This window comes from Frankia sp. ACN1ag, assembly GCF_001414035.1.
Lineage (GTDB): Bacteria > Actinomycetota > Actinomycetes > Frankiales > Frankiaceae > Frankia > Frankia torreyi.
In genome coordinates this window covers 50,766-63,303 of the sequence record NZ_LJPA01000002.1, presented here as the reverse complement: position 1 = coordinate 63,303, position 12,538 = coordinate 50,766, and the positions used below count along the sequence as shown (strand labels likewise).

The following is a 12,538-nucleotide window of genomic DNA, read 5'->3' as shown; positions in this document are numbered from 1 at the left end:
GCACATCTCCGCCGGGGGGGGGCGGGTGGCCCGGGGACGCGGCCGCCGGTATCGGCCACCTCACGGCAGGGCGGTCGTGCCCGCTCGCCGCGCCCCCGGAGTCGGTCGACCGTGGACCCGCGCGGGCCGGCCACGGCAGGTCGACGGGCCCGCGCGAACCCCCGGCGGTTGTCGCCAAGTTAGTGTACTTAGTTTACTCTTATCGGGACTGGGGTCGGGAGACCCGAGGGCTGGTCGTTGTCGGACCGCCGAGGAGCTGTGCTGCACAGAGAAGGAGTCTGCCGTGGGCCACCGCTGCTTCGAGGTCGACGTCGCCGGTCGGGTCGCCCAGCTCGTGCTCAACCGGCCGGCCGCGCTCAACACCCTGTTGCCGGAGTTCTGGCGGGAGTTCCCCGACGCCGTCGCGCGGCTCAGCGACGCCGGTGACGTGCGGGCGCTGATCATCTCCTCGACCGGCCGGCACTTCTGCGCCGGGATGGACCTGTCCTCCTTCGAGCACACCGACCTGCTGCCCGGCGGCGACCCGGCGCGCGCCAACGCCGGCCGCAAGCGGCTGATCGCCCGGATGCAGGACGCCTTCACCGCGCTGGAGCGGGCCCGGATGCCGGTGCTCGCGGCCGTGCAGGGCGGCTGCCTCGGCGGCGGCCTCGACCTGATCACCGCCTGCGACCTGCGGTACGCCACCGCCGACGCCTTCTTCGTCGTCCAGGAGACCAACATCGGCATCACCGCCGACCTGGGCACCCTGCAGCGCCTGCCGACCCTCATCCCGGCCGGGGTGGCCCGGGAACTGGCCTACACCGGACGGCGCCTGCCGGCCGCGCGGGCCCGCGAGCTCGGCCTCGTCAACGAGGTGTTCGCCGACCACGACGCGCTGCTCGCGGGAGTCCGCACCGTCGCCGCCGAGATCGCCGAACGCAGCCCGCTGGCGGTGTGGGGCAGCAAGGAGAGCCTGCTCTACGCCCGCGACCACGGCGTCGCTGCCGGGCTCGACCAGATCGCGACCTGGCAGACCGGGGCCTTCCAGGCCGAGGAGGTCGCCGAGGCGCTGCGCGGGCGCGCGGGCGGGCGCGCCCCCGACTACCCGGACCTGCCGGCGGTTCCCCCGCTGTGACCGGCGCGTCGTCGCCCGACATCCGAACCCTTCCGAACGAGGAGCCGTCATGGTCGACGCCGATCCCGGTACCGATGATCTCCTGGTCGAGCGGGTGGACGGGGCCGCCGTCCTCACCCTGCACCGGCCGAAGGCGCGCAACGCCCTGACCGCCCGGCTGATCCGCGCCCTGCGGGCGGCGCTCGCCGCGGCGGACGCCGACGACGCGGTCGACGTCATCGTCCTCACCGGCGCCGATCCGGCGTTCTGCGCCGGCCTCGACCTCGGCGAGGTCGCTGGCAGCGGCGAGAACCTGCGCATGGCCCTGACCCGCCCGGGCGACGGCGGCCTGCCGCCCGGTCTGCCCTGGGAGCCGACCGGCAAGCCGCTGATCGGCGCGATCAACGGCCCGGCGATCACCGGCGGCTTCGAGCTGGCGCTGCACTGCGACATCCTCATCGCCTCGGAGAAGGCGGCGTTCGCCGACACCCATACCCGGGTCGGCGTCCTGCCGAGCTGGGGAATGAGTGTCCTTCTTGCGCGGGCGGTCGGCGAGCGTCGGGCGCTGCGGATGAGCCTGTCCGGAGAATTCCTCGACCCGGTGGCCGCCCGGGACGCGGGTCTGGTCAGTGAGGTCGTCCCGCACGACGACCTGCTGCCCGCCGCCCACCGCCTCGGCCAGCGCATCCGTGCGTCGGACCCGGCGACCCGGGTGGCGTTCCTCGCCTCCGCGCGGGCCATCGCGGCGCTGGGCACCGCCGACGCGCTGGCCGCCGAGTCGCGCGCCGCCGCCGCGTGGCTGGACCGCGGCTTCGACGCCGGCGGCGTCGCCGGTCGCCGCGCCGGCATCGTCGCCGGGAACCGGGGCCAGCTCGCCGCCACCCCCGCCGCGGACGGCACCTCCGCCACCCCCGCCGCGTCCGCCACCCCCGCCGCGTTCGGCTCGGGAGACGCGGGGTGACCGACGCCGACCCGCGGTTCCGCCCACCCGAGGCCACCGTCGCCCAGCCCTGGGACCGGGTCGCCGCCGAGCTGGCCCGCCACGGGCTGCACCTGGACACCGACGTCGCCCCCCGGCAGTTCGCCGGCGGCCTGGCGAACCTCAACTACCTGGTGTCCGTGGACGGCAGCCCAACCGTGCTGCGCTGCCCGCCGCCCGGGCCGTCGGCGGAGGGCGCCAACGACATGGCGCGCGAGTGGCGGGTGCTGCGCCAGCTCGGCGCGGGCTACCCGCTCGCCCCGCGCGGGGTGCACTTCTGCACCGACACCGGCGTCCTCGGCGCCCAGTTCCAGTTGCTGGAGTACCGCGACGGCGTCACCGTCGGCGCCACCGTGCCGCCCGCGCTCGCCGCGGCCGAGCCGCCCATGCCGCCCATGCCGTCCATGCCGTCCATGCCGTCCGAGCCGTCCATGCCGCCCGCGTCGTCCCGACCGCCCGCGTCGCCTGTGCGGCCCGCGTCGCCTGTGCGNCCCGATGGGCTCGGCCCGCCCGGCGCCGGCTCGGTCCCCGGGCGGCTGACCGCGACCCTGCTGGCGGCGATGGCCGCCCTGCATGCCCTGGACCCGGCGTCGGTCGGGCTTGGGGAGCTCGGTCGGCCCGGGGGGTTCCTCGGCCGGCAGGTGGAGGGCTGGGCGCGGCGGGCGGCCGCGGTGTACCCCGAGGGCCTGCCGGCCGCCGCCACGGCGGTGATCGGCTGGCTGCGCGACGCCGTCGCCGACGTGCCGGCGGGCGAGGTGCGGCTGATCCACTGCGACCTCAAGTTCGACAACATGCTCGTCGACCCGGTGACCCTCGCCCCGGTCGCCGTCCTCGACTGGGACATGGCGACCCGCGGCGACCCCCTGTTCGACCTGGCGGTGCTGCTGTCCTACTGGATCGAGCCGGATGACCCACCGGCCCTGCACGAGCTGCGCCAGGTGCCCTCGCTCGAACCCGGCTTCCCGCGGCGCGAGCAGGTCGCCGCGGCCTACTTCGCCGCGGTGGGCCGACCGCCGGCCGACCTCGGCTTCCACCTGGCGCTGGCCCGGCTGCGGCTGGCGATCGCCTGGATGCAGCTCCACCGGCGCTTCGCCGACGATCCGGTGGCCGGCCCGCGCTACGCCGGGTTCGCGCGGATCGCCGACGCCGTGCTCGGCTGGACTGCGGACCTCACCGCCACCCGCACCTGAGCCGCCTTGCACCTGACCTGCCTTGCACCTGAGCCGCCTTGCACCTGACCTGCCTTGCACCTGAGCCGCCCGGGGCCTGCCCCNCCGCGCCTGGCCCCGGCCGTCCTGGCGCACCAGGAACATTCCGACGAGACCGCAGGGAAGAATCATGATCGATTTCAGTCTGCCGCAGGAACTGGTGGATCTCCGCGAGCGGGTGCGGTCGTTCGTCGACAACGAGATCGTGCCGTTCGAGCGCGATCCGCGGCTGACCGCGCACGGCCCCACCGACGAGCTGCGCCAGGACCTCGTGGGGCTGGCGCGCAAGGCCGGCCTGCTGACCATCCAGGCACCGAGGAGGTTCGGCGGCCGGGAGCTCACCCACGTCGAGCAGGCGGTGGTCTACGAGGCGGCCGGCTGGTCGACGCTCGGGCCGGTGGCGATGAACTGCGCCGCCCCGGACGAGGCGAACATGGGGCTGCTGGCGAAGATCGCCGACCCGGAACAGNAGGAGGAGTTCCTGCGGCCGGTCATCGAGGGCGGGGCGCGCTCGGTGTTCGCGATGACCGAGCCCGGCGGCGCCGGCTCCGACCCGAACCAGTTGCGCACCGAGGCCGTCCGCGACGGCGACGACTACGTGCTCAACGGGCGCAAGTGGCTGATCACCGGGGCGAACGGCGCGCAGACCTGGATCATCATGGCCCGGCTGGCCCCCGGCGCCGACGGGCTGGGCGGCCCGACGCTGTTCCTCACCCGGGGGGACACACCCGGCATCGAGGTGGAGCGGGTCATGAACACCATGGACCGCAACTACGTCGAGGGACATGGCGTGGTGAACTTCCGTGACCTGCGGCTGCCCGCCTCGGCGGTGCTCGGCACGCCCGGCGACGCCTTCCGCTACGCCCAGCTCCGGCTCACCCCGGCCCGGTTGACGCACTGCATGCGCTGGCTGGGCGCGGCGGACCGGGCGCACAGCATCGCCGTCGAGCACGCCCGCACCCGCACGGCGTTCGGCCGGCCGATCGGGGAGCACCAGGGCGTCGGCTTCCAGCTCGCGGACAACGAGATCGCGCTGGACAACTGCCGGCTGGCGATCTGGCGCGCCTGCTGGCTGCTCGACCAGGGGGAGCAGGGCCGGCATGAGGCGTCGAAGGTCAAGTGCTACGTGTCCGAGGAGCTGTTCCGCGTCGCCGACCGCTGCGTGCAGGTCCTCGGCGGCATCGGCGTGACCGACGAGACCGTCGTCGAGATGATCTTCCGGGACATTCGGGCGTTCCGCCTGTACGACGGCCCGACCGAGGTGCACAAGCACGCCATCGCCCGGCGTCTCCTGCGGGCTCGGACACCTGCTCCGGCCGTCCCGGCGCCGGCCGCCTCCGGCGTCCCCACCGCCGGCTGAGCAGGCATCATGCGGGCGGGGACGGCATGATCCGAGCGGAGGACCCGTTTCACCCGAAGTCATGATCCATCCCGAAGCCGTGATCAACCCGCAAGCCGCGATCCACCTCGTCGGTGCGATCCACCCGAAGGAGCGATGATGCCCGACACCTCGACCCCCACTCCCGCGGCTGCGTACGGCCCGTTGCACGGCGTGCGGGTCATCGAGCTGGCCGGCATCGGCCCGGCGCCGTTCGCGGCCACGCTGCTCACCGAGCTCGGCGCGGACGTCATCCGGGTGGACAAGCCGGCCACCGTGGGCACGCAGCCCGACTGGCTGACCCGCGGTCGGCCGTCCATCGCGCTCGACCTGAAGAACCCCGACGACCACGCCGGGCTGCTGGAACTGCTCGACGCCGCGCACGTGTTCATCGAGGGCTACCGGCCGGGGGTCACCGAGCGGCTCGGCCTCGGCCCCGAGGCGCTGCTCGCCCGCAACCCCGCGCTGGTCTACGGCCGGATGACCGGCTGGGGCCAGGAGGGTCCCTGGTCGCGCTCCGCCGGCCACGACATCAACTACGTCGCGATCACCGGGGCGCTGGGCGCCATCGGCCGGGCGGGCGGGCCGCCGCAGGTGCCGCTGAACCTGGTCGGCGACTTCGGCGGCGGCGCGCTGTACCTCGTCGTCGGCATCCTCGCCGCGCTGCACGAGGCCCGCGACTCCGGCCGGGGGCAGGTCGTCGACTGTGCCATCGTCGACGGGGTGGCGTCGCTGTCGGCGATGATGTGGTCGATGATCTCCCGCAAGGAGTGGGGCGAGCCGCGGGGCACGAACATGCTGGACACTGGCCGGCCCTGGTACGANGTCTACGAGACCGCCGACGGCGGCTGGTTCTCCGTCGGCGCCATCGAGGCGCAGTTCTACGCCAAGCTCGTGGAGCTGCTGGGCCTGCCGGAGTGGGCGGACTTCCAGGACGACGCCAGCCGCTGGCCGCAGATGCGCGCGGCGTTCGCCGCCGTGTTCGCCAGCCGCACCCGGGCGGAGTGGGAGCAGGTGTTCGACGGCACCGACGCCTGCGCGGCGCCCGTGCTGAGCTGGTCGGAGGCTCGTGCGCACCCGCACCTGGCCGCCCGGGGGGTGTTCGTCGACCTGGGCGACGAGGTGGCCCCGGCCCCGGCGCCGCGCTTCTCCCGCACCCCGGGGCGGGTCGCCGAGATGGGGCCGGCCGTGGGCAGTTCCACCCTCGCTCAGGTGAGACAGGCCTGGGGCCTGGCCACCGCCGGCTGACGCAGGAGACGAATGTGAACAGCGTGCCGCCGCCGGCCGAGCCGACGACCTCGATTCTCGATCTGCTGGAGCTGGAGGAGCTGGACCAGGACCTCTACCGGGCCCTGACGGTGTTCCAGGACCCCTACTCCCTCTACGGCGGGCAGGTCGCCGCCCAGGCGCTGCTCGCCGCCGGACGCACGGTGCCCGCCGGGCGCGTCCCGCACTCCCTGCACGGCTACTACCTGCGCAGTGGGGACGCCTCCCGGCCGACGATCTTCCGGGTGGAGCGGGACCGGGACGGCCGGTCGTTCTCCGCCCGCCGGGTCGTCGCCGTCCAGGGCGGCAAGGTCATCTTCAACATGTCGGTGTCGTTCCAGGTCCCGGAGGACGGCGCCGACCATCAGGTCGACCCGATGCCCGACGCCGGCGCCCCGGACACGGCCGAACAGCTGCGCTTTGGTCGGCTGTTCTCGATCGAGGGCCGGCTGCCGAAGCAGCCCTACGAGGACTCCGGGTGGCCCACCCGGGTGTGGGCGCGCAGCACCGTCGCGCTGCCCGACGACCGGCTGCTGCACGCCTGCGTCCTGACGTACCTGTCGGACACCTTCACCGGCCTCGCGGCGTTCCCCGGCGGCGCGGCCCTCTCGGGCGCGAGCCTCGACCACGCCGTCTGGTTCCACCGGCCGATCCGGATGGACGACTGGGTGCTGCTCGACCTGGTCCCGCACTCGGCGGCGGGGGGACGCGGGCTGTACTCCGGCACGATCCACACCGCCGACGGGGTCCTCGGCGCGAGCCTGAGCCAGGAGGCGCTCTTCCGCGTCCACCGCGAGTCCAGCCGGCCGAGGCCGATGCCCCCGACGACGGGCTGACCCGACCGGGCCGGCGCCGCCCACGGCGCCCGAAGGCGCGGCGCCGGCGCCGGCGCCGGCGATCCGAGACGGCCGATCCGAGCGAAGGGCGGGCCCGTGTACCTCAACGGCGATCTGTATCTGCGTGACACCGAGGCCGAGGGCCGCACGGTGCTGGTGACCGAGCCCGCGCCGGGTGTGCGCGTGCTGACGATGAACCGGCCGCAGCGGCTCAACGCGCTGTCCGGGGAGCTGATCCGCGACCTGCACCATGCCCTCGACGACGTGGCTGCCGACGAGGACTGCCGGGTCGTGGTCCTCACGGGCGCCGGGCGGGGGTTCTGCGCCGGCCTGGACCTGTTCAGCATGCCGGGCAGGCGGGCGGGCGAGGCCGACGCCTCCCCGCAGGCCCGCCTGCACACCCAACAGGCCATCGCCGCTCTCGTCCCCCGGCTGCGCAACCTCGCACAGCCGGTGATCGCCGCGGTGAACGGGCCGGCGGCCGGCGGCGGATTCGGCCTGGCGCTGGCCGCGGACATCCGGGTCGCCGCCACCTCCGCCCGGTTCAACGCCGCGTTCGTCCGCATCGGCCTGTCCGGCTGCGACATCGGGGTGAGCTGGCTGCTGCCCCGGCTGATCGGCGCCGGGCGGTCACACGAGCTGCTGCTCACCGGCCGGCTCGTCGACGCCGCCGAGGCGGAGCGGCTCGGCCTGGTCAGCCGGGTCGTCCCCGACGGCGAGACCCTCGACGCCGCCCTGGAGATCGCCGCCCAGATCACGGCGAACAGCCCGATGGGCGTGTGGATGACCAAGGAGGTGGCCTGGAGCCAGCTCGAGGTCGGCAGCCTGCAGGCCGGCATCGACCTGGAGAACCGCACCCAGGTCATGACCGCCTTCACCCGCGACCACACCGAGCAGATCTCGGCGTTCCGGGACAAGCGCCCGCCGACGTACACCAACGGCTGAGTGCGGTCAGCGGTTGCGCCAGTGGGGGGTGCGCTTCTCGGCGAAGGCGGTGAGGCCTTCGAGCATGTCCTCGCTGAGCAGGAGATCGTCCATGGCGGGGGNGTCGTGGGTGACGGCGTCGTGGGGGTCGGTGATCCCGGCGGTCTCGTTCATGATCTGCAGGGAGACGCGTACCGAGGTGGGTGAGCCGGCGAGGATCTCGGCGGCGAGGGCGCGGGCGCCGTCGAGGGCGGTGCCGGCGGGGACGACCCGGTTGACAAGGCCGTGGGCGTGGGCTTCGGCGGCGTCGAGGCGGCGGCCGGTGAGGATCATCTCGGTGGCGAGCGTGGGCGGCAGCGCGCGGGGGAGGCGGATCAGGCCGCCGGCGCCGGCGACGAGGCCGACGCGGACCTCGCTGAGGGCGAACTGGGCGGTGGTGTCGGCGACGACGAGGTGGCAGGCCAGCGCGATCTCGCAGCCGCCGCCGAGGGCGTAGCCGTTGACGGCGGCGATGACCGGTTTGGTCATGTCCCGGCGGCTGGTGAGCCCGGCGAAGCCGGTCAGCGGCACCGAGCCGCGTTTGCCGCTGGCCGTCCAGACCAGGTCGTTGCCGGCGCTGAACGCCTTGTCCCCGGCGCCGGTGATGATGGCGACCCACAGGTCGGGGTCGGCGAAGTAGGCGTCGAAGACCTCGGCCAGCTCGGTGTTCGCCGGCGGATGCAGCGCGTTGCGGGCCTGCGGCCGGTTGATGGTGACCTCGAGCAGGTGGCCGTCTCGGCGGACGAGGATGTGCTCGTAGCTGTCGCGGAAACCAGGGCTGCGGGTGGGTAGCAGGGCGGTCAGGGCGGCGCGGCTGACGGCGGCCCGGTTGCCGTCCGCGGTGGCGCGCACGAAGATCCGTTCCCCGAACGGGGACTCGCCGGCCAGCAGATCGAGCAGGTCGGTGTCGCCGCGCACGGTGGTGGCGAGGAAGCGCCGGTGGTCGTGGTCGAGGCGGCCGACGAGGATGCCGGTGCGCCGTCCGTCGCGGCCGTGGGTGATGGTGAACGTCTCGATCGTCGCCGGGCCGTCGGCGCGGGTCGCCACCTCGACGGGCTCCCAGGAGTTGACCTCCGCCTGCAGGGTGGCGCTGCCGTCGGGCCGCCAGGGCGTGGGGGTGGTGGTGTAGACGCCGACGGAGTACTTCGACAGCGAGCCGCCGTTGGCGCCGACGAGGCCGTGGCCGCCGGTGGCGCGCAGGCGGGTGACGGTCTCGGCGATGGCGTGCATCGAGTAGTTGTTGCCGGCGCCACCGAAGAACGGCAGGCCGCCGGTGAGGGTGAACCCGCGGGGGTCGTCGGGGGAGAGGCCGAGGCCGTCGAGGATGTTGAACACGGCGATGGGGAAGCAGCTGTACAGGTCGAAGGTGCTGATCTCGTCGAGGGCGCGGCCGGCGACGTCGAGGGCGTGGCGGACGGCCAGCACCGCGGCGGGACTGGCCGACAGGTCGGCGCGGGCGAGCAGGTCACGTTCGCGCAGGTCGGCGTGGCCGGCGAGGAAGATCCGTTTTTCGGGTGGGACGCCGAGGCGGCGGGCGGTGCCGGCGGAGGTGAGCAGGACGGCGGCGCCCTGGTTGACCTGGTCACGGGCGACGACGAACCGTGGGTAGGGATCGGCGATTATCCGGTTGCGTTCGGTGACGGTGGCGAGTTCGGTGGCGTCGCGTTCGACGGGGGCGGCGGCGTAGGGGTTGGCGGCGGCGACCGTCGTGAACGGGGCGAACAGCGCGCCCATGGCGAGGGCGTAGTCGGCGCGGGACAGCTTCAGTCGGGCGCGCCGCGCGTTCTCGAACAGCGCGTACTGGCTGGGCGCGCCGAGCAGGCCGTGGGCGGCGTGGTAGCGCGACGACAGCCCGGCCAGCCCGTAGCCGCGGTCGTCGAGCTGGCCGCCGACGTGCTCGGTGAAGTCGGGCCGGTCGGGGGCGTCGGCGAGTGCCCGCGTGGTGGAGATCGCCTCCGAGCCGACCAGGAGCACGACGTCGGGTCCGGTGCCGGTCGCGATCGCGGCGGCGAACTCGTTGACGAGGTGCTGGGGCGACTGGCCGCCGACGACCTCCAGCACGGCGTGCGCCGGGTCGGCGCCGAGGCGGGCGGCGACCGAGCGCGGGTAGTTGTCCGACCGGCCCAGCGGGGCCTTCGCCCGCGGGCCGGAGATCTCGAACTGGCGGACCCCGGCGATCGTGTCGATCGCGGCCGGATCGATGCCGGCATCCTCGAGCGCCCGCCGGGCCGCCGCCGCCGCCAGCTCCACCGCGGACAGCCGCGCGTAGCCGGGCTGGCCGGGCTGCTCGGCGTGCTGGCCGACCCCGACCAGCACCGGGGTCGCGGGATCAAGACCGTCGAGGGCGCTCATCGCTTCTCCTGGTTGTGCCGAACGTGGCTGGTCACTCTGCCTGCGCGGACGGGCGCGGGCCGATCCCGCGTCAAGGCACGGGTGGAGCGGTTCGCGGCGCTTCGAGGACGCCCGCGGCGACCAGCTCGTCCACCTCCGCGGGGGACAGCCCGAGCAGGCGTTCGGCCAGCTCGCGGGTGTGCTCGGCGACCAGCGGCGCCGGGCCGACGAGCGGGTCGGCGACGCCCCGGTAGTGGGCCGCACCGCCCAGCGTCAGCAGCGGCGGCGGAAGCTGGGGCTGGTCCTGCTCGACGAGGAGGCGCCGGGCGGCGAGCTGCGGATCGGCCGGCAGCTCGTGCACCCGCAGCATCTGCCCGGCGGGCACGCCGTGTTCCTGCAGCCGGCGGGCGGCCTGCGCCGGGGTGCGGGCCGCGGTCCAGCGGCCCACCACGGCGTTGATCTCCGTCCGGTGGGCGTCGCGGCCGGCCGCGGTGGCGAACCGGGGGTCGTCCCGCCACCGCGGCTCGCCCACGACGTCGGCGAGCCGGCCGAACGTCCCGTCGCCGTCGCCGCCGGCGTTCACGTCGACGACGCACCACTCGTCGTCCCCGGCGCAGGCGAACAGCCCGCGTGGGGCGTCGCCGCGCCGGTCGTTGCCCTCCGCGTGGACCGACCCCGGGCGCAGGTACTCCTCGGCGAGACCGACCCCCATCTGGTAGAAGATCGTCTCGATCTGGGCGGCACTCACCGTGCCGCCGCGGCCGGTGCGCCGCCGGCGCAGCAGCAGCGCCAGCACCGCCACCGCGCTCACCCTGGCGGCGACATGATCGGGGTAGATCGTGATCGCGTCGCAGAACCCGTCCGGGAGGTCCGGGTAGCGCCACAGCTTGCTGAGACCGGCGGTGGCCCGCACCAGCGGCCCGTAGCCGAGGCGGCGGCTCCACGGCCCGGTCGAGCCGAACGCGCTGCTGTCAGCGACGATGATCCCCGGGTTCACCCGGGCGAGCTCGTCGTAGCCGAGTCCGAGCGACTCCATCGTGCCGGGCTTGAAGTTCGACAGCACGACGTCGGCGGACGCGGCCAGCCGCAGGAAGATCGCCTGGCCACGCGGGTCGCGCAGGTTCAGCCCGAGGCTCGACTTGTTGCGATGGCCCCAGGCGAAGCTCTCGCTGATCTCCCCGCCGCTGCGGTTCTGCCGCGAGCCGTCCGGGAACGCCCTGTTCTCGACCTTGATGACCTCGGCGCCGTGATCGGCGAACAGCCGACCCAACTCCGCCCCGACGACGATCACCCCGAGGTCGAGCACCCGCAGCCCGGCGAACGGATGGCGTGGTGCCGCCGCCNCACCGGCTGGGACGTCCGCTCGCCCGGTGTCCGGCCCCGAGAGCGCGGTAGGGAGCCCTGGGACGCCGGCGCCCGGGCCCGGGGCGGCCGCCGTGGTCGCGGCGGTGGCGAGGACCGTGGGGTCGCACTCGCCGAGCGGCGGCGGGCCGTACCGCCGGCCGGCCCGGACGCCGTCGATCTCCACCAGGCCGTCGGCGACGGGCACCGTCACGCCCGGGGCGACCTCGACGGGCACGAAGGTCCTCCGCGCGCGGACGTGCTCGCCGGCCACTGTCGCGGCGGCGTCGAGCAGGGCGGCGGCGGGCACGCCGAACCCGATCGACTCGGCCACGATCGTCTCCATGGTGCGCTCGACGAACAGCTTCCCAATCAGCGGATAGAGCTCGCCGGCGGCGGCGAAGCGGACGCCGATGTTGTCATATTTCGGATCGGCGAACTGGGCCGGCTCGCCGAGCCAGCGGAACATCCCCTGCCACTGCCGCGCCGCGAGCAGGCAGATCCGCACCCAGCCGTCGGCCGCCGGGAAGATCGGGTACAGGTGGCGGGCGTCGGGTCGCCCCCGCGGGAGGTCGCGTACCGTCGCCCCCGCGCGGGCGCTGCCCGAGATGCCGTAGCCCGGGTCGAGGACCTGGGCGACCGCGGTGAGCACCGAGAAGTCGACGACGTCGCCGCGTCCCGTGTCCAGCCGGTTGACGTACGCGACCAGCGCGGCCCAGGCGGCCTGCGCGGCGGCGCACTCGTCGGCCAGGAACGCCGGCGGCAGCAGCGGCGGCAGGCCGGGCAGACCCGAGCGGGACAGCAGGCCGCCGATCGCCACGTGCACGTCGCTGCTGCCCGTCCAGTCCCGGTACGGACCCGTCAGCCCGAAATCGGTGATGGAGACGACGACGAGGCCCGGGTGGGCGGCCAGCAGGCCCTCGGGGTCGAGGCCAAGCGCCGCCTGCCGGTCCGGACGGGCGGTGTGCAGCAGGATGTCCGCGGTCGTCGCCAGCGCGCCCAGGAGCTCCCGACCCGCCGCCGTGGTCAGGTCCACCACCACGCCGCGCTTGTTGATCGAGTGGACCGCGAACGACAGGCTCGTCCCGTCCTCGGTGAACGGCCCCACCCGTCGCGACGCCGCGCCGCCCGGCGGTTCGATCC

At 74.6% G+C, this 12,538-nt stretch carries 9 protein-coding genes and 5 pseudogenes; 10 read left to right on the top strand and 4 right to left on the bottom strand.

Annotated features, from left to right (window positions below):
* Window positions 1–283 precede the first annotated feature (283 nt).
* The 10 genes and pseudogenes from UK82_RS01740 (at window position 284) to UK82_RS01710 (ending at window position 7,705) form a co-directional block, all read left to right on the top strand.
* Entirely contained in the window at window positions 284–1,114 is an 831-nt protein-coding gene (locus UK82_RS01740) for an enoyl-CoA hydratase-related protein (RefSeq protein ID WP_044884827.1), read from the top strand.
* A 49-nt stretch (window positions 1,115–1,163) separates the two neighbouring features.
* Window positions 1,164–2,054 (top strand): enoyl-CoA hydratase, encoded by an 891-nt coding sequence (locus UK82_RS01735; RefSeq protein WP_063897423.1) that lies wholly within the window; start codon window positions 1,164–1,166, stop codon window positions 2,052–2,054.
* A gap of 71 nt (window positions 2,055–2,125) precedes the next feature.
* A pseudogene (locus tag UK82_RS42215) lies at window positions 2,126–2,440 on the top strand (phosphotransferase); the annotation flags it as partial.
* 123 nt (window positions 2,441–2,563) lie between these two features.
* The coding region (locus UK82_RS34960) for a phosphotransferase (protein WP_236705369.1) at window positions 2,564–3,262 on the top strand (699 nt) is incomplete at its 5' end.
* 148 nt (window positions 3,263–3,410) lie between these two features.
* Window positions 3,411–3,749: pseudogene (locus tag UK82_RS34955) on the top strand (acyl-CoA dehydrogenase family protein); the annotation flags it as partial.
* A gap of 1 nt (window position 3,750) precedes the next feature.
* Window positions 3,751–4,640 (top strand): acyl-CoA dehydrogenase family protein (locus UK82_RS01725; protein WP_255354229.1); only part of this gene is annotated, 890 nt, incomplete at its 5' end.
* 138 nt (window positions 4,641–4,778) lie between these two features.
* A pseudogene (locus UK82_RS34950) lies at window positions 4,779–5,482 on the top strand (CaiB/BaiF CoA transferase family protein); the annotation flags it as partial.
* Window position 5,483: 1 nt separating this feature from the next.
* A partial coding sequence (locus UK82_RS34945) for a CoA transferase (protein WP_236705368.1) occupies window positions 5,484–5,906 on the top strand: 423 nt, incomplete at its 5' end.
* Window positions 5,907–5,920: 14 nt separating this feature from the next.
* Entirely contained in the window at window positions 5,921–6,760 is an 840-nt protein-coding gene (locus tag UK82_RS01715; RefSeq protein WP_055406116.1) for an acyl-CoA thioesterase II, read from the top strand.
* Window positions 6,761–6,856: 96 nt separating this feature from the next.
* Window positions 6,857–7,705, top strand: coding sequence for an enoyl-CoA hydratase/isomerase family protein (locus UK82_RS01710; protein WP_083507008.1), 849 nt, complete (start codon window positions 6,857–6,859; stop codon window positions 7,703–7,705).
* A 6-nt stretch (window positions 7,706–7,711) separates the two neighbouring features.
* On the opposite strand, the pseudogene UK82_RS34940 reads toward UK82_RS01710, so the two are convergent.
* The 4 genes and pseudogenes from UK82_RS34940 to UK82_RS34930 all read right to left on the bottom strand — a co-directional run.
* Window positions 7,712–7,806: pseudogene (locus UK82_RS34940) on the bottom strand (hypothetical protein); the annotation flags it as partial.
* 1 nt (window position 7,807) lies between these two features.
* Window positions 7,808–10,075 (bottom strand): acetyl-CoA acetyltransferase (locus tag UK82_RS01705; protein WP_236705367.1); only part of this gene is annotated, 2,268 nt, incomplete at its 3' end.
* Between the two features lie 70 nt (window positions 10,076–10,145).
* Window positions 10,146–11,360: a CaiB/BaiF CoA-transferase family protein gene (locus UK82_RS34935; protein ID WP_255354237.1), complete on the bottom strand. Its 1,215-nt coding sequence runs from the start codon at window positions 11,358–11,360 to the stop codon at window positions 10,146–10,148.
* Window positions 11,361–11,398: 38 nt separating this feature from the next.
* A pseudogene (locus tag UK82_RS34930) lies at window positions 11,399–12,538 on the bottom strand (CoA transferase); the annotation flags it as partial.